Here is a 14,526-nt window from a genome sequence, read left to right as displayed (position 1 = left end):
GACCGAACTGGACCCGGCCCCGGACTGGCCCGGCCCGGCCCAGCCCGGAGAACCGAACCAGGGGGTCCGGCTTTACCTCTCCTTGACCCTTCCTCCTACGATGACCCCGTGAGTGCACATCAGCGGCGGCCGCTCAGCCTCGACGAGCGCCAGGAGCGCGAGCGGGCCTGGTCCGCCGAGCAGAAGAAGCGCGAGAAGGGCTGGACCGCGGAGTTCGAGGAGCGGCAGCGGGCGAACGGGGCCGAGGCGGTGATCACCTCCACCGTCCAGGAGCGGGAGGCGTGGGCGAAGGGCGAGCGCGCCGGGCGCATCGGCTACCTCGACGTCACCGGGCCGGACGACCTGCGGGTCCGGATCGCGGTGGTCTGGCTCGGCCGGTTCCGGGCGACGGCCCGGCGGCTGAACGACTACAACCCGCTGCGCCACGCCGGCGGGGACTTCGGCGACGGGCTCCTGCTGACGATCCCGATCGCCGCGGTGGCCGGCCTGAACTTCGGGCTCCGCTGGGCCGTGCTCCGGCTGTTCGACCGCCCCCGCTGGGCCGTCGCGGCCGCGGTCGGGCCGCACATCGGCACCCGCGGCCACAATCTGGTGCTGCGGCGCCTCCGGAACCGCAAGGAGGCCCTGCGGTACGCGGCGGCCCTCGCGGACGACGTCGAGCGCGAGGGGACCGCCGCCCTCAGATCCCGATGACCTCCACCGCCGAGCCCAGGCCCCGGAAGTCCGCCACGTTGCGGGTGTACAGCGGCAGTCCGTGGGCGGAGGCGACGGCGGCGATCATCAGGTCGATCCGGCGCGGGCGCGGCTGGCGGCCGGCGGCGATGGTGAGGGTGACCAGGGTGCCGTAGCGGGCGGCGGCCGCCGCGTCGAAGGGCAGCGGGTCGAAGTCGGCCATCGCCGCGCCGAGCACCTCCAGCCGGGCCGCCCGGCTGAGCGGGTCGCGGGCCATCGAGACGCCCTGCTGGAGTTCGGCGAAGGTGATCGCGGTCAGCTCGGGAACGGCGGGCAGGTCGCCGGGGTTGAGCAGGGCCAGGTCGATGTAGACGCAGGTGTCCAGGACGCCGGCGGGCCGCCGGCGGGGGGCTCTGCGGCGCTCAGCCACGCCGGCGCTCGAACGGGTCGTCGCCCTCGTCCCCGACCAGTTCCTCCGGCCCGAAGTACTCCTCGGCCTCCTTGCGCATCTGCTGGTAGTCCACCCGCGGCAGCTTCACGTGCCGCGCGACCAGCTCCTCCGCGGTGAGCCGCCGTCGCCCGGACACCGGTCGCAGCTCCGCGACCTCGACCCCGTTCCTGGTGATGTGGAAGGTCTCCCCCGCCTCGACGGCGTCCATCACCGCGGCGGAGTTGTTCCGGAACTCCCGCTGGGTAATCGTCTTCATGGATCCACGGTAGCCCCGTGTAGCACCACTGGCTACACCTCGGACGGGAGCGGACGGGGGCGGCCGGATCGCCGGGAACCCGGCAGGCCGTACGATCGTCCTGCTGTACGTCCGGGAACCGGGGAGACACCGAAGGGAGGGGCCTGCCATGGGCGTTGTGACGTTCCTGCTCGGGCTGCTCCGGGTGGTGACCGGGGACGTGGTGATCGACGGCGGCGCGCTGGCGTCCGTCGCCGCCGTGGCGGCCGTGGTGCTGGTCGCCGGGGCGGTCGCGGGGGCGCTGGCCGGGGCACGGCTGCTGGGCGCACGGGCGCCGGCGGCGGTGCGCAGCGGGACGCTGCGACGTCGGGCCTTCGGTACGGCCTTCCTGCCGCAGCGCGATCCGGACGCCCGGGGCCGGCGACGCCCCAGGGCGCCGGGAGCGGTCCCGGCGGCCGCGTAACTCCGCTTCACCGCAAGCCCTTTCGCATCCCTTCGGCATCGCCGCGGGTGCCTTCGGTGTCGCCGTGCGTCCTTTCGTGGCCGTCCTCCGCCGATCACTCGCAACCCGAGACCCCGGAGGGCTCGCTCCACCATGTCCGTTCTCGCTGTTCTCGACCCGGCCGTCGCCGTCGCCCACGCCGCGGTCGCCGCCATCGCCCACGTCCTGCCGACCGCACTGGCGATCGTCCTGTTCGTCCTCGTCGTACGGCTGGCCCTGCACCCGCTGGCCCGGGCGGCCGCGCGCGGGGAGAAGGCCCGTTCGACCCTCGCGCCGAAGATCGCCGAGCTGAACCGGAAGTACAAGGACCGCCCGGAGAAGCAGCGCGAGGCGCTGGCCGAGCTGTACCGGAAGGAGCAGGTGTCACCGTTCGCGGGCTGCCTGCCGATGCTGGTGCAGATCCCGTTCTTCTCGGTGATGTACCGGCTGTTCACCACCCCGAACGACCTGCTGGACCACACCCTGTTCGGCGTGCCGCTCGGCCTGCACGTCGGGAACGCACACGGCGCCGGGCAGTTCGCGGTGTTCGCGGTACTGGAGGCCGGGCTGGCGGCGGTCGGGTACGTCAACTACCGCCGGGCCCGGCGGGCGGCGGCCGCGCAGACCACCCCGCAGCCGGGGGCGGCGCTGCTGCCGTACCTGTCGTTCGGGTCGGTGCTGTTCGCGCTGCTGGTGCCGGTGGCCGCCGCGCTGTACCTGGTGACGACCAGCGTGTGGTCGGCGGCGGAGCGGGCCTGGCTGTACCGGGGTACGGACCAGGCCCCGGTGACGGCGCTGGCGGCCTGAGGGCTCCGAGCCCGCGGGCTCAGTGCCTGCGGGCTCGGAACCCGAGGGCTCAGAAGTGGCGCAGCAGCTCCGGGAAGGCCGCGAGCTGCAGCGTCGCCTCGTCCGGGCCGAGTTCCTGGTGCTCCAGCACCCAGGTGTGCTCGTGTGGGATGAAGACGGTGCGCAGGCCGGCCAGCCGGGCGGGGGCGATGTCGGACTTGGGCGAGTTGCCGATCATCCAGGTCCGGTCCGGGTCGAGGCCGAGTTCGGCGGTGAGCTGCTGGTAGGTGTCGACGGACTTCTCGGCCACGATGTGGACGCTGCGGAAGTGGTGGGCGATCGTGGACGCGTCCACCTTGGCCTGCTGCTCGTCCAGGTCGCCCTTGGTGAGCAGCAGCAGCCGGTGGCGGGCGGCCAGGGCGCCGAGGGTGTCGGCGACGCCGGGGATCAGTTCGACCTCGCCGCGCCAGGTGAGCGGGGTGAGCAGCGCGTCGATCCGGTCGAGCTCGGCCGCGGTGGGGGTGCGGTCGTCGTTCAGCTGCCGCAGGCAGTCGGCGAGGCTCTGCCGGAAGACGGCGGAGCCGTAGCCGAGGGCGGCGGCGTTGGCGGCCTCGATCCGGTCGAGCAGGGCGCGGGCGCCGTCCCGCCCGGCGGGAGCGGCGACCCAGTCCAGGAAGCCGTCGATGACCCGCTCGAAGAGGACGTTGTTCTCCCACAGGGTGTCGTCGGCGTCGAAGACGAGGGTCTGGTCGGTGTGTGTCACGGTGGCGGGGTTCCTTGTCGGGTTCTTTGCCGGCTTCCTTGCGGGAGGCTGTGGTTCAGCCGAGCAGGCGGGCGGCGCGGTCGAGGGTCTCGCGGAAGTTCGCCTCGGTGGTCCGCCGCTTGGCCTCCTCGACGGTGAGCCACTCCAGCGGCGAGGCCGGGTTCTCCGGCCGGGCCGCGTCCGGGGTGTCGGTGGCCAGCAGGAAGCGCAGGTCGGCGTGCTCGTGGGCGGGCTCGACGGACGAGGCCGGGACGGGCACCACGGCGAGGTGGACGAGGGCGGCATCCGGCCAGGGGGTGAGGTCGGTCAGACCGGTCTCCTCCAGGCCCTCGCGCAGGGCGATGTCCAACGGCCGGGTCTCGCCCGGGTCACCGTGGCCGCCGACCTGCAGCCAGGCCTGCTGGCGCACGTGCCAGCGCAGCAGCACCCGACGGGTCGGCGGGTGGACGATCAGCGCGGAGGCGGTGAAGTGCAGCGGGGTGCCCCGGTCCCAGAGGTCGCGGGCGTGCGGGCCGTCGGTGTCGCGAGCCGCGCCGTCGTGGGCGGTGAGCAGGGCGCTCGCCCGGGCGTGGTCGGCGGTCTCGGCCGGGCCCTGCGGCCGGTGGTCGGCCAGGAGTCGGGCCAGGTCGGGGCCCTGCGGGGCGGTACCCGTGGTCACCATGGTGTCTGCGCTCTCCCTCGTTCCGCCCCGGGGCCGCCTCGCCGTGAACCGTTTCCGCGTCCGACGACGTCAACGGGCGTGTGGGAACGGGCGATCGGGTCCGGGGGCTCCGGTTCCGGTGAACCCGCGAAGCCTAGCCGCGGGGCGGTCGGGCGGCCCACCGGTTTTCCCGGCCGCGGGGGGCGTACCTGCTGCTCAGGGCGCCCACCCGGAGGCCGTAGCCTGTGGTGATCGTTTGGGGTCCCGTTCCGGGACAGCGGGTCCCGTTCCGGGACAGGTGGAGGGATGTCGTCATGGTGGCTGCTCCGGCGCTCGCCGAGCTGCGCGAGGTGTGCCAGCCGCAGGCCAAGCTGCAGAGCCGCAACGGTGAACACTGGGCGGGCCGGCTCTACATGCGGGCGATCTCGCTGCGGACCACCCGGCAGCTGGTGCGCACCTCGGTCTCGCCGAACACCCTGACCTGGGTGATGGTGGTGTGCGGGGTCGGCGGTGGCGCGGCCCTGCTGATCCCGGGCCTGACCGGCGCGGTGCTGGCCGCGGTGCTGTTCCAGCTGTTCCTGCTGTTCGACTGCGTGGACGGCGAAGTGGCGCGCTGGAAGCGCCAGTTCAGCATGGCCGGGGTGTACGTGGACCGGCTCGGCGCCTATCTGGCGGACGCCGCGCTGATGATCGGCGCGGGCGTCCGGGCGGCCCGTGGGGGCTCGGAGCTGTGGGTGTCGGTGGGCCTGGCGGCCGCGCTGGGCGTGGTGCTGCTCAAGGCCTCGACGGACCTGGTGGACGTGGCCCGCGCCCGCAGCGGGCAGCCGCCGGCGGACGAGGAGTCGACCCAGCCGCGTTCCCAGGGCATCGCGACGGCCCGCCGGTTCGCCTCGATCTTCAAGATCCACCGGGTGACCAACGGCATCGAGGCCTCGCTGGTGCTGCTGGCGGCGGCCGTGGTGGACGCCGGCCTGCACAACCTGGACGCGACCCGCTGGACCCTCGCCGGGATCGCGGTGATCACCTGGGGGATGGTGGCGGCGCACCTGGCGTCGATCCTGTCCTCCTCGCGCCTGCGCTGACCCGCCCCCGCCTCCGGCCCCGCGCGGCCGGAGGCGGCCCGGGCCGCCCCGGCGGGAGGGCCGGTGGCTAGGTGTCGTCCCCGTTGCGGGCGAGCGCGACGAGGACGGTGTCCAGCAGGCCCGGGAAGCGCTGTTCGAGGTCGACCGTCCGCAGCGCGGAGAAGCGGCGGTTGGCCTCCTCCCGCTGGCTGATCACGCCGGACTCGCGCAGCACCTTGAAGTGGTGGCTGAGGGTGGAGGGCGCGACGTCCACCGGGAAGGTGCCGCAGGCCCGTTCGGGCTCGGTCCGCAGGATCCGGACGATGGTCATCCGGGTGGGGTCGGAGAGCGCGTGCAGGACGTCGTACAGGTCGATGGCCTCGGCCTCGGGGTGGGCGAGCGCCGGTCGACGGCGGGTGCTGCGGGGCACGTCCGGACCTCCTCTGATCTGCGATGTTCGACAAACGCCGAAATTGAGTGGTACCACTTTGCCACGGCAATTTCGCCGTTCGTCGAACATAGTAGTCGAGGGGGCCCGACATGCGCGCACTGGTGATGACCGCACCCGGTGGAGCCGAGAACTCCGAGATCCGGGAGACCGCCGCACCGCACCCCGGCCCCGGCCAGGTGGCGATCGACGTCGCCTGGGCCGGACTCAACTTCGTGGACGTGATGGCCCGCCGCGGCGACGGCGGCTACACCTCCGCCTGGCCCTACCTGCCCGGCAAGGAGGTGGCCGGAACGGTCCGGGAGCTCGGTGAGGGCGTCACCGGACTGGCCGTCGGCGACCGGGTCGCCGCCGCACCGGTCGGCGCCGGACTGGCCGAGGTCGTGCTCGCCGACGCCGTCCTGACCGTCCCCGTCCCGGACGGGCTGGCGCTCAGCGCCGCCGCGGCCGCCCCGCTCGGCCTCGCCACCGCCGTCCTGCTGCTCACCGACGCGGGCCGGCTGACCGCCGGGGACACCGTCCTGGTCCACTCGGCCGGCGGCGGCATCGGCAGCGCGATCGCCCAGCTCGTCCCGCTGCTCGGCGGCGAGGGCACGCTGATCGGCACCGTCGGCCGCCCGGAGAAGGCCCCGGCCGCCGTCGACCTGGGCTACCACCACGCCTTCGCCCGCGACGAGCAGCTCGCCGACGCCGTCCGCACCGCCACCAGCGGCCGGGGCGTCGACCTGGTGCTCGACCCGCTGGGCACCACCACCCTGGAACTCGACCTGACGGTCACCGCCCCCGGCGGCCGGATCGTCCTGTTCGGCAACGCGGGCGGCGGCGAGGTCGGCACCATGCCCACGCTCGGCCAACTGATGGGCGGCAACCTCTCCGTCACCGGCTTCAGCCACCGCGCCTACGCCGCCACCGCCCCCGAGCGCCTCGCCCGAGCCATCCGCACCACCCTCGGCCTCCAGGCCCACCGCGGCCTCACCCTCCCGCTCACCGAACTGCCGGGCCTGGAGGCCGTCCCGGCGGCGCACGACGCGATAGAGCAGGGGCGGGCCACCGGCAAGTACGTGGTGCGGGTGGGCGGTTGACCGCCCTGCGCGGGAAGTCGGCCGGTCCGACTTCCCGCGCGACGGCAACTCGCCGTCTCCCTTGAGCCTCCCTTGAGCACTCGGCTCAGCAGCAGCCCGCCCCGATATCCGAGTGCTCGATGGCACCCGAACTGCTTGGATCACCACGGTGAGCACCTCGACAGCCCTCCCCGTCCTCCGGACCCCGGATCCGCACGTCGCCCACGCCGCCGCCCGGCGGCTGCTGGCCCTCGCCGAGGCGGTGGCCGACTGCAACACCGAGGGCGTGACGACCGCACTCACCGCCGCCGAGGCCCGGCGCCTCTTCGCGGCCTTCCCGGAGGCGCGGGCCACCCCCATCGACCTCCACCGGACGGCGGTCCGCGAGGCCGCGACGCCCGGGGTCGAGGCGCTGCTGCCACTGGAGTTCCAGGTCCAACAGCCCGCCGGGACCTTCGAGGAGCGCTTCCTCGACGCCATCGGCAGCGGCCCGGGATCGCTCTCCTGAAGCTACTTCTTCTGGCCCGCCGTACCGGAGTTGGGCATGGCGCGGCGCGCCAAGGACACCCATCTGCAGCTCGCCCTGAACAGCGACAACGTCGACTTCGACCGCCCGGCCGAGCATCACACCCTGTTCGTCCACTTCCGGGACGGCGACGTCGAACGCGCCCGCTGGCTGGCCCGGCGGGCGGGGCTGGCGGACGACGGCGAGGTCGAGTGGGGCTGGTAGCACCCGCGCTCCGCACCCCGGGCACAGACCGGGCGCACGGCTGTCGGGGCCGAGCATGACGAGAATCCTGACGAGTCGCCCGTGATCTTCCACCAGGAGAACCCGGTAGCGGCCTTCGGCCGGCTGGGCCAGGGCGCCGCGACGGCGGCCCCGGCCCAGCGCCCAGCCGTGCTCAGCCGCGCTCGACCGCCAGCTCGATCTCGCGGCCCGTCCCGTCGCCCGGCACCGGCGCCGACGCGCCCGAGTGCTTGAAGCCGGCCCGCACGTACATCGCCTCGGCGCGCGCGTTGTCCTCGTGGACGAACAGCCGGACCCGCTGGAGCCGGGGTTCGGTGAGCGCCCAGGCCCACTCCTGGGCGGCCTCGATCAGCCGGTGCGCCAGGCCGGTGCCGCGCGCCTCGGGCCGGACGTAGACCCCGACCACGTGCGCCTGCGGCACGGCGATGACGTCGCCGTCGAGCGCCCCCGGCCCGCCGGGCAGCTCGACCAGTACCGTCATCGTGCCGAGCCACCGCCCGTCGGCGGCCTCCGCGACGAGCTGGCACACGGAGTCGCCCTCGGCGGCCCCGGCGGTGCGGTCCCGCCAGAACTCGTCGGCCCTGGCGGCGGCGTTCTCGTAGGTGTCCAGGAAGGCGAGGTGCGCGATCGGATCCCGCAGGGCGTCCAGGCGGATCGCCTTGCCCTGCTCCCACTCGTCGGCCCGTACGCGTCTGATGACTGTGTCCATCGGATGATCGTCGACAGTCCCGGATCATCCGCGCAACCCTTTTCGAGCCCGTCGGACGGCGGTACGGCGGCCCCGCCGGTCACCCGTTGACCGGCCGTCTGCCAGCAACCGACTTACTGTGCACAGGAGTTCATTCGGCAGACCGGAGGACCATCGTGCTCAGGCAGGTAGTTCACGTGATGATCGGCATCGCGGCGGCTGTGATGATCGGCACCGCGGGCACGTCGCCCCACCCGGGGACGACCCCGTCCGTCGCCGCGGGCACCGCCGCCCCGGCGACGCCCGAGGGCTGCTCCGGCAACCCGGCCGGCTGCGTCTGACCGGCCACGGCCCGCCGAGACCAGTGGGCGGGAGACGGCACCGGAGCCGTCTCCCGCCCACGCGCGACTGCCCGCCCTAGTCGGCCGGCGGAGGGATGACCGGGGTGAGGATGGCGACGTTGGCGAAGCCCACCGGCCTGGTGATGGCGGCGAGTTCGTACTGGTAGGCGAGGAAGTCGTCCCGCACCTTCCAGAGCCGGGTGGCGTTGGACCAGGCCACCTCACGGGCGGCGGCCATGCTGAAGGACGAGACGTAGTGCTTGAGCGACTCGGCCGGCGCGGTGGCGATCTTCTCCAACTGCAGCTCGAACTCGGCCCGGATCTCCGCCTCGGCGTCGGCCAGCAGGTCGTTGACCTTCTCGAAGTCCTCGTGCACCGGCGGGGTGTCGGGCGAGGTCCGCCGCTGCTTGCAGGTCTCGACGACGGCGAGGGCGAGGTCGTGGTCGATGTGGGCGTTCATCGCGGCCAGGGCGAACTGGATCGGCCAGATGACCGGGTTGTGGCGCTGGTCGAAGATCGACTGCCAGGCCGGGTCGACCCGACCGCCGGCCTTGGCGGAGTCGACGTTCTTGAGGAAGAGCCCGGCGAAGTTCACGTCCATCTGCTCGATGAACGCGCCGTCCTTGAAGGTGCCGTCGGTGACCTTCGCCTTCACCAGCTTGGTGACCTTCAGGTAGATGTGGTTGAAGCAGGCCACGCCGTCGCGGGGGTCGAGCTCGGCGTCGAGCGCCGCGAGTCGGTCGATCACTCCGTCGACGGTGGTGGGGAGTTGGGCAGTCATCACGATCCTTCCGTGGGACGGGTCGGGTGTGCACCGCACGCCGCCGGGGAGCGCCTCCGGTCACGGAGCGTGGCGACGCAGCACGAAAGGTAGTGCACGGACGAAGCGAAGTCCCGCAGGCCGCGCACAGACTCCGCCGCATCACACGACAGCAGGCCCCCGGGGTGATCAGGGACGCCTGAAGGCCTCCACGGCGTGGTCGGGCACCTCGATCACGACGGAGTGCATGCCTTCGATCCGGGAGACGATCGCCTCGCGCGGCCCCCGCCGCCAGACGTCGCTGCCGTAGAAGGCGTCCTCCTGCGCGCGATGCTGCTCGACGGAGTCGAACGCCCGGAGCAGATAGGCCTCTTCGTGACCGTCCTCGGCGACGAGCGAGCCGCCGTGGTCCACGACCCGAATGCCGGCGGCTTCGAGGCGGGGCACGGACTCCTCGGCCATGATCCGGACGAAGTCGGCTCCGCTGCCTGGCTTCAGACGGTAGGTGCGGATCTCCAGAATCACGGCGGCTCCCCTGTTGTCGGCGAGGCCGACCCTTCCAGTGGCGTGGCAGGACCTCAAGCTCCGAATCGTGCGCACGCATAACCCTTGACGGCCGGGCCGCCGGAAAGGAGGTGTGCGCAGGAAGTCGGCCCGGCCGACTTCCTGCGCGTGGAAGCGGGTTCGCCATGGGGCTGCGATCACCGGTGAAAGGACGCACGCCTTTCGGGCTCCACCGAACCGTGGGGCGATGGAGAACCGCTCCTGGATCCGGCCCAACGCATGCTCAAATGCGAGCAACTGCACTGAGGTGGCCATAGGCCCCGACTCCGCCCACGTCCGCAGCAGCCTCCTGCCAGACGCCATCCGCAATGGGGAGTTCGGCGCCTGACGACCTCTCGGGCCCGATTCGGACCACCGCCGTTGACCTGCTAGTCTTCTTCTTGTCGCGAGGGAGATGAATCCTCGTCAGGCGTCAGTGGTGCTACCAGAGCACGTCCTACTTTCAGTAGGAAGAGTCCGTGCAATCCGGGCCTGGCGCTCCACAGTCGGAAGGCCCGGCACCTACCCAGGTGCCGGGCCTTCCGCGTTCCCCACCGCCGTACCGCCCGATTCGGATCATGGCCGCTGACCTGCTAGTCTTCTTCTTGTCGCGAGGGAGAAGATTCCTCGTCAGGCGTCAGCGGTGCTACCAGAGCACGTCCTACTTTCAGTAGGAAGAGTCCGTGCAATCCGGGCCTGGCGCTCCACAGTCGGAAGGCCCGGTACCTACCCAGGTGCCGGGCCTTCCGCGTTCCCCGCTGGAGGGGGCGACGTTGCCCCGAGGCCGTTGGCATCCAGCACCCCGGACCGAGGCCCGGCGGACTAGGACCAGCGCCCGATGGCACCCGCCCCGGTGATCCCTAGGCTCACTGCCACCAGCCCCGCCCACCCCTCCCCAGGAGGCCGCACCATGCCCGCCGACGCCACCGCCCACATTCGCATCGCCCGCCCCTCCCGCAACCTCGAAGCGGCGGAGGAGTTCTGGGTCTCCGGCCTCGGCCTCGACGTCCTCTACCGGCACACGACGGACGGCACCCCCGGCGAGCACTCCCTCCTCATGGTCGGCTGGCCTGCGGCCGCCTGGCACCTGGAGCTGGTCCACGACCCCGCCGCGCCCGTCGAACCCCGGCCCACCGCCGAGGACCTGCTGGTCGTCTACCTCGGCGAACCCGTCGGCGACGAGCTGCTGGCACGGCTCGAACAGCACGGCGGCAAGCGGGTCCCGGCCCACAACCCGTACTGGGACACCTGGGGCGTCACCGTCCAGGACCCGGACGGCTACCTCCTCGTGCTCTCCACCCGCGCCTGGGCCAACGCCTGACTCCCTTGCCGGCGGCGGGCGGCGGTCCCGTCGTACCCGGCGGCCCCCACCCCTACCGCGCGGCCGCGGCCGCCTGGGTGCTCGGTACCGCCTCCGAGGGCACCTTCGGGTTCCTGCACGGGCTCGGCGCCGAGGCCGTCCGCACCGGCGGGATCACGGTGCCGATCGCGGCGACCTTCCCGGTCGAGCGGATCCGGGAGGCCGTCACGCTGCAGGCCGAACGACACGTCCACGACGAGATCGTGATCACCCGCGGAGAGGTGAACGGTGAGACCAGCAGGAGGAGGCTTCCTTCGTGCCGGAACCGACGGGCGCCGCCCGGGCGTCCGAACTCCCAGGACACCGTCAATCGCGCTGGGGGGTCGGATCGCCGTGTGGGCCGTCGTCGGAGTGCTGTTCGCGCTGCTACCGCTCGCCCACTGGCTGCTGCGTGCCCGGGCGACACCGTTCCGGGCGCCGCTCGCCGGCGCGCTGCTGCTCTGGCTCGCGCTGATCCTCGCCGTCGCCCTCGACCTCCTGCAGCCGCGCAACGAGACCGAGCTGTACCTGCTGTACACCCCGCTCGCCGAACTGGCCGTCCTGCTCGGCCTGTGGCTGGAACGGCGGATCGCCGGGCCGCGCACGGACCGCCCGGCCGGCTGGTCCCGGGCGGCGGGCATCGCCTTCCACACCCAACTCGCCCTGGTCCTGCCCCTCACCCCACTGCTGGCCCTGGTGCTCTTCCACGAGGCGGACGTCCCCTCCGCGACGGCCCTGCCCCAACCGCCACCCGGCTACACCACCCTCCACACCGGCCAGGGCTGCGGCAACGGCAGCGGCTCCACCTGCTGGCGCACCCGCTACCTCACCGCCCCACCCGGAGTGCCGACGGCCGAGGCCGCCGACCGCCTCCGACCCCGGCAGCAGTGCGAGGCCAACGGCTGGCTGCTCGACCGGCGCGAGCTCTGCACCGAGGTGAGCACCGACGACACCACCATCGTCTACCGCGTCCTCCTCGGCGGCAGCCTCTAGAACCCCGGCCGTGGACCGACGCCGGAGGCGGCTACGGAACGGCCCGGCCCACCGCCCGCAGGACGTCGGCCAACCACACCAAGTGGTGCCCCACAGCACGGTCCCGGTCGGCCAGCAGGTCCCTCAGCTGCTGCCAGGACTCCGAGAGCTGCCCGATCATCAGGTCGTCCGGCCGCCTGAGGACGTCATACAGGTCGCTCGATGGGACAGCCCAGAAGTAGTCCTTGTCCAGGACGACGGCATCGCCCGCCCGGGCTTCCACATGGCGCAGCAGCACGTCGAACGACCTGCGCAGCTCATCGAGGGACACGGACAAGGGCTCACCAGTCATGATCACCATCATGGTGGACGGGCGTGCTCACGGCCCCGGCCGGATGACACGGCACCGCGTCCGGGTAGTGCCGGCGGATCTCTCGGATCACCGAGGCGTCCGTGGTGCAGACGTCCCAGCTCGTGCTGTCGAACTCCCGCAGTACCACCTTCAGTTCATCGCCCGCGTACCCGGCGAAGTCCGCGTCGATGAACTGGAAACCCGGTGCCACCAGGGCCAGCAGTTCCAGGGTGCCGAGCCCGGCCCCGGCGCAGGCCCGCTCGATCTCGGCGAAGGCGGTGATCTGTCGGGCATCGTCGATCTGTGCCTTCCAGCGGAGGCCGAGCCCGAAGCTGCCCAGTCGTACCAGGAGTTCCGGCAGCGTGACGTAGTGCCGACCGGACGGACGGTCCCGGCCGGGCGGGTGGTCGCGCCAGGCCGCGAACGTGACCGACTGGAAGCTGCCGGGGGTCGTCGCCGTCATCTGCGGGCTCCTTCGCGGGCGGGGATCGGTACGCCTGCCCTCACATCATGATCTTCCTCGACCGTACCGTCACGCCGTTTCCTCTCACGTCAGCCCGCGCCTTCCGCAGCCCGTCATTGGGCACCCCGACGCCGCCGCAGCTCGTCGAGCCACTCCCGCACCTGCGCGTCGTCGTGCAGGTACGGGCCCCCGGGACCGGTGGCGAGGTCGATCCCGCAGAGCAGTTCCAGAGCCCAGAAGGAGAGTTCGTCCCACGTCAGGTCGTCGTCGAGCAACCAGCAGGACGCCCACCAGTCCGCCTCGTCCCGGCTCACCCGCCCCTCGGCCACGGCGGCGAACCACCGCTCGATCTCGTCCAGATCGGGCACCCCCTTCAGGGAGTTCAGGGCGCGCGCGTGCTCGTCGTCGTTCCGGACGACGGCGGGCCCGAGGTCGGCGGGAAGGTGGGCGACGGCCATGGCGACCGCTTCCTCGGCCGAGTCCGTCACCCCGAGCACCCCTCTCATCAGCAACGGCCGTACGCGGTACGGGCAGCCGTTCGACCCCGGTTCGATCGCGACCTCGACCACGAACGAGAGGCCGATGCAGGCCTGGAAGCCGAGCGTCCAGTGGCTGGTGACGGGGAACAGCTGTCGCAGCCTCGGTTCGGCGTACGCCGCCTCGACCAGCCGGGCGTACTCCGGGAACCCGGGAGTCTCGGCCGCCGTCGCCCGGATCCCGCGCCACTGGCACTCGACGGCCGCGGCCGGGCCACGCTCGGCCGCGGCCGCGAAGTCGTCGTGCTCCAGGAACGGCACCTGTTCGCACATCTCCCGCAGGCTCCGGCCACTGCTCCACAGCACCGCGGCCCGGACGACGTCCCGGAGGTCCGTCGTGCCCCCTGTGATCATCTGAACGCCGCCTCGGCTCCAGCCGACGACGCCGAACCCGCGCCGGTCGGCGGCGGCGAAGACCCGGAGCGGGTTGCGATCGGGAGCCGCGGCCAGGATGGCCGCCTCGGTCCCACCTTGCGTCCCGGGCACCAGGCTGACATCGGCGCCCAGCTCGGCGGCCGTCGCCTCCAGGGCGGCGGTGAGGCTTCCCGCAGCGGCCGGCTCGGGGTAGAGATCAGGATCCACCCCTCCAGTCTGACGATACGAATTCCCTGAATCCAGAGAACGGCCTGATCCCACCACTTCCCAACAAACCGAACGAAAGCGGGTTTTCCGCTCTCGACGCCCGGGGTAGTGCGGAGACGTTCGCACTCCGACGATTGCCACTTCCCATCCGGAGGCGAATCCCCGACACGTTTACGGAAGGCATTCCCATGAACAGGATCGTCCGCAACGTCCTCGCCACCGCCCTCACCGCCGGCGCCCTGACCGCCGGCGCCCTGACCGCCGCCGTCGCACCGGCCGCCATGGCCGCCGAGCAGGCCCCGTCGGTGGCCGGGGTGCAGGCGCAGGTCCGCAACCCCAAGACGGTCAAGGCCGCCGACTACAACCAGGCCCGCAGCACCCTCGCCAACGCCGGCAGCAAGACCGCCGCCAAGTCCCACCCTGCCCACGGCACCAATGACGTCCCGGTCTCCTACGGGACCAGCCTGCTCGCCGAGGCCCGTGACGAGTTCCGCGCCGCCGACAAGAACCTCCCGCCGAAGGACAAGAAGTCGGACATGTCGATCGCCCACTACAACGCCATCCACAGCGCCGCCAAGACCATGGGCATCGACACCTGGTGACC

General features: G+C 72.5%; 22 protein-coding genes. 11 read left to right on the top strand and 11 right to left on the bottom strand.

The window, feature by feature from the left end; all coding sequences use genetic code 11:
* Window positions 1-108 precede the first annotated feature (108 nt).
* Window positions 109-693, top strand: a complete 585-nt coding sequence (locus tag ACIP4P_RS31540; RefSeq protein ID WP_400924306.1) for a hypothetical protein — start codon at window positions 109-111, stop codon at window positions 691-693.
* On the opposite strand, the gene ACIP4P_RS31535 is transcribed toward ACIP4P_RS31540, so the two are convergent.
* Together ACIP4P_RS31535 and ACIP4P_RS31530 are read right to left on the bottom strand one after the other, a co-directional pair.
* Window positions 680-1,102 carry a type II toxin-antitoxin system VapC family toxin gene (locus tag ACIP4P_RS31535; protein ID WP_350518127.1) on the bottom strand — a complete coding sequence of 141 codons (423 nt, stop codon included), beginning with the start codon at window positions 1,100-1,102 and terminating at the stop codon, window positions 680-682. The two genes, ACIP4P_RS31540 and ACIP4P_RS31535, sit on opposite strands and share 14 nt — an antisense overlap.
* Window positions 1,095-1,379 (bottom strand): type II toxin-antitoxin system Phd/YefM family antitoxin, encoded by a 285-nt coding sequence (locus tag ACIP4P_RS31530; RefSeq protein ID WP_063349249.1) that lies wholly within the window; start codon window positions 1,377-1,379, stop codon window positions 1,095-1,097. Before ACIP4P_RS31530 ends, ACIP4P_RS31535 begins: the two co-directional genes overlap by 8 nt.
* A 148-nt stretch (window positions 1,380-1,527) precedes the next feature.
* Between ACIP4P_RS31530 and ACIP4P_RS31525 the strand changes: the two genes are divergently transcribed.
* A complete protein-coding gene (locus ACIP4P_RS31525) occupies window positions 1,528-1,821 on the top strand; it encodes a DUF6412 domain-containing protein (RefSeq protein ID WP_350518126.1) in 294 nt (97 codons plus the stop codon).
* A gap of 132 nt (window positions 1,822-1,953) precedes the next feature.
* Complete coding sequence (locus ACIP4P_RS31520) at window positions 1,954-2,646, top strand: YidC/Oxa1 family membrane protein insertase (RefSeq protein ID WP_350518125.1); 693 nt, start codon at window positions 1,954-1,956, stop codon at window positions 2,644-2,646.
* 49 nt (window positions 2,647-2,695) lie between these two features.
* Here ACIP4P_RS31520 and ACIP4P_RS31515 read toward each other — a convergent pair whose 3' ends face one another.
* Entirely contained in the window at window positions 2,696-3,388 is a 693-nt protein-coding gene (locus ACIP4P_RS31515) for an HAD family hydrolase (RefSeq protein WP_400924302.1), read from the bottom strand.
* 55 nt (window positions 3,389-3,443) lie between these two features.
* Window positions 3,444-4,049: an NUDIX hydrolase gene (locus tag ACIP4P_RS31510; RefSeq protein ID WP_400924300.1), complete on the bottom strand. Its 606-nt coding sequence runs from the start codon at window positions 4,047-4,049 to the stop codon at window positions 3,444-3,446.
* A gap of 293 nt (window positions 4,050-4,342) precedes the next feature.
* Here ACIP4P_RS31510 and ACIP4P_RS31505 point away from each other — a divergent pair, with 293 nt between their 5' ends.
* Window positions 4,343-5,110: a CDP-alcohol phosphatidyltransferase family protein gene (locus tag ACIP4P_RS31505; protein ID WP_400924298.1), complete on the top strand. Its 768-nt coding sequence runs from the start codon at window positions 4,343-4,345 to the stop codon at window positions 5,108-5,110.
* A 67-nt stretch (window positions 5,111-5,177) separates the two neighbouring features.
* Here the strand turns inward: ACIP4P_RS31505 and ACIP4P_RS31500 are convergent, their stop codons facing one another.
* Window positions 5,178-5,519, bottom strand: coding sequence for an ArsR/SmtB family transcription factor (locus tag ACIP4P_RS31500; RefSeq protein WP_400924296.1), 342 nt, complete (start codon window positions 5,517-5,519; stop codon window positions 5,178-5,180).
* 110 nt (window positions 5,520-5,629) lie between these two features.
* Here ACIP4P_RS31500 and ACIP4P_RS31495 point away from each other — a divergent pair, with 110 nt between their 5' ends.
* The 3 genes from ACIP4P_RS31495 (at window position 5,630) to ACIP4P_RS31485 (ending at window position 7,328) form a co-directional block, all read left to right on the top strand.
* Window positions 5,630-6,619, top strand: coding sequence for a zinc-binding alcohol dehydrogenase family protein (locus ACIP4P_RS31495; RefSeq protein WP_400924294.1), 990 nt, complete (start codon window positions 5,630-5,632; stop codon window positions 6,617-6,619).
* 148 nt (window positions 6,620-6,767) lie between these two features.
* Entirely contained in the window at window positions 6,768-7,106 is a 339-nt protein-coding gene (locus ACIP4P_RS31490; RefSeq protein WP_400924292.1) for a hypothetical protein, read from the top strand.
* Window positions 7,107-7,142: 36 nt separating this feature from the next.
* Entirely contained in the window at window positions 7,143-7,328 is a 186-nt protein-coding gene (locus ACIP4P_RS31485) for a hypothetical protein (RefSeq protein WP_400924289.1), read from the top strand.
* 172 nt (window positions 7,329-7,500) lie between these two features.
* On the opposite strand, the gene ACIP4P_RS31480 is transcribed toward ACIP4P_RS31485, so the two are convergent.
* Window positions 7,501-8,055, bottom strand: coding sequence for a GNAT family N-acetyltransferase (locus ACIP4P_RS31480; RefSeq protein ID WP_400924287.1), 555 nt, complete (start codon window positions 8,053-8,055; stop codon window positions 7,501-7,503).
* Between the two features lie 155 nt (window positions 8,056-8,210).
* On the opposite strand from ACIP4P_RS31480, the gene ACIP4P_RS31475 reads away from it, so the two are divergent.
* Window positions 8,211-8,375 (top strand): hypothetical protein, encoded by a 165-nt coding sequence (locus ACIP4P_RS31475; RefSeq protein ID WP_400924285.1) that lies wholly within the window; start codon window positions 8,211-8,213, stop codon window positions 8,373-8,375.
* Between the two features lie 76 nt (window positions 8,376-8,451).
* Here ACIP4P_RS31475 and ACIP4P_RS31470 read toward each other — a convergent pair whose 3' ends face one another.
* Both ACIP4P_RS31470 and ACIP4P_RS31465 read right to left on the bottom strand, forming a co-directional pair.
* Entirely contained in the window at window positions 8,452-9,156 is a 705-nt protein-coding gene (locus tag ACIP4P_RS31470; protein ID WP_400924283.1) for a DUF5995 family protein, read from the bottom strand.
* 168 nt (window positions 9,157-9,324) lie between these two features.
* The gene (locus tag ACIP4P_RS31465; RefSeq protein ID WP_400924281.1) at window positions 9,325-9,660 is read right to left on the bottom strand and encodes an NIPSNAP family protein; all 336 of its coding nucleotides are present in this window, start codon (window positions 9,658-9,660) and stop codon (window positions 9,325-9,327) included.
* A gap of 928 nt (window positions 9,661-10,588) precedes the next feature.
* Here ACIP4P_RS31465 and ACIP4P_RS31460 point away from each other — a divergent pair.
* Window positions 10,589-10,999, top strand: coding sequence for a VOC family protein (locus tag ACIP4P_RS31460; protein WP_400924279.1), 411 nt, complete (start codon window positions 10,589-10,591; stop codon window positions 10,997-10,999).
* A 372-nt stretch (window positions 11,000-11,371) separates the two neighbouring features.
* Window positions 11,372-12,010, top strand: a complete 639-nt coding sequence (locus ACIP4P_RS31455) for a hypothetical protein (protein WP_400924277.1) — start codon at window positions 11,372-11,374, stop codon at window positions 12,008-12,010.
* Window positions 12,011-12,041: 31 nt separating this feature from the next.
* Here the strand turns inward: ACIP4P_RS31455 and ACIP4P_RS31450 are convergent, their stop codons facing one another.
* The 3 genes from ACIP4P_RS31450 to ACIP4P_RS31440 form a co-directional block, all read right to left on the bottom strand.
* Entirely contained in the window at window positions 12,042-12,341 is a 300-nt protein-coding gene (locus tag ACIP4P_RS31450; protein ID WP_400924275.1) for a hypothetical protein, read from the bottom strand.
* The gene (locus tag ACIP4P_RS31445) at window positions 12,331-12,804 is read right to left on the bottom strand and encodes a hypothetical protein (RefSeq protein ID WP_400924273.1); all 474 of its coding nucleotides are present in this window, start codon (window positions 12,802-12,804) and stop codon (window positions 12,331-12,333) included. The genes ACIP4P_RS31450 and ACIP4P_RS31445 overlap by 11 nt, the downstream gene beginning before the upstream one ends.
* A gap of 113 nt (window positions 12,805-12,917) precedes the next feature.
* On the bottom strand, window positions 12,918-13,922 hold the full coding sequence (locus ACIP4P_RS31440; RefSeq protein WP_400924271.1) for a DUF6193 family natural product biosynthesis protein: 1,005 nt from the start codon (window positions 13,920-13,922) through the stop codon (window positions 12,918-12,920).
* 188 nt (window positions 13,923-14,110) lie between these two features.
* On the opposite strand from ACIP4P_RS31440, the gene ACIP4P_RS31435 reads away from it, so the two are divergent.
* The gene (locus ACIP4P_RS31435) at window positions 14,111-14,524 is read left to right on the top strand and encodes a hypothetical protein (RefSeq protein ID WP_400924269.1); all 414 of its coding nucleotides are present in this window, start codon (window positions 14,111-14,113) and stop codon (window positions 14,522-14,524) included.
* Window positions 14,525-14,526: the final 2 nt, after the last annotated feature.

Source organism: Kitasatospora sp. NPDC089509, from assembly GCF_044749365.1.
Taxonomy (GTDB): domain Bacteria; phylum Actinomycetota; class Actinomycetes; order Streptomycetales; family Streptomycetaceae; genus Kitasatospora.
This window is presented reverse-complemented; position numbering and strand designations above follow the sequence as displayed.

Excerpts from the sequence above, each read along its gene's own strand:
- ACIP4P_RS31520 (WP_350518125.1), top strand. The coding sequence starts at position 1,954 with ATGTCCGTTCTCGCTGTTCTCGACCCGGCCGTCGCCGTCGCCCACGCC.
- ACIP4P_RS31510 (WP_400924300.1), bottom strand. The coding sequence starts at position 4,049 with ATGGTGACCACGGGTACCGCCCCGCAGGGCCCCGACCTGGCCCGACTC.
- ACIP4P_RS31530 (WP_063349249.1), bottom strand. The coding sequence starts at position 1,379 with ATGAAGACGATTACCCAGCGGGAGTTCCGGAACAACTCCGCCGCGGTG.
- ACIP4P_RS31525 (WP_350518126.1), top strand. The coding sequence starts at position 1,528 with ATGGGCGTTGTGACGTTCCTGCTCGGGCTGCTCCGGGTGGTGACCGGG.
- ACIP4P_RS31445 (WP_400924273.1), bottom strand. The coding sequence starts at position 12,804 with ATGACGGCGACGACCCCCGGCAGCTTCCAGTCGGTCACGTTCGCGGCC.
- ACIP4P_RS31505 (WP_400924298.1), top strand. The coding sequence starts at position 4,343 with ATGGTGGCTGCTCCGGCGCTCGCCGAGCTGCGCGAGGTGTGCCAGCCG.
- ACIP4P_RS31435 (WP_400924269.1), top strand. The coding sequence starts at position 14,111 with ATGAACAGGATCGTCCGCAACGTCCTCGCCACCGCCCTCACCGCCGGC.
- ACIP4P_RS31485 (WP_400924289.1), top strand. The coding sequence starts at position 7,143 with ATGGCGCGGCGCGCCAAGGACACCCATCTGCAGCTCGCCCTGAACAGC.
- ACIP4P_RS31470 (WP_400924283.1), bottom strand. The coding sequence starts at position 9,156 with ATGACTGCCCAACTCCCCACCACCGTCGACGGAGTGATCGACCGACTC.
- ACIP4P_RS31450 (WP_400924275.1), bottom strand. The coding sequence starts at position 12,341 with ATGACTGGTGAGCCCTTGTCCGTGTCCCTCGATGAGCTGCGCAGGTCG.
- ACIP4P_RS31460 (WP_400924279.1), top strand. The coding sequence starts at position 10,589 with ATGCCCGCCGACGCCACCGCCCACATTCGCATCGCCCGCCCCTCCCGC.
- ACIP4P_RS31495 (WP_400924294.1), top strand. The coding sequence starts at position 5,630 with ATGCGCGCACTGGTGATGACCGCACCCGGTGGAGCCGAGAACTCCGAG.
- ACIP4P_RS31480 (WP_400924287.1), bottom strand. The coding sequence starts at position 8,055 with ATGGACACAGTCATCAGACGCGTACGGGCCGACGAGTGGGAGCAGGGC.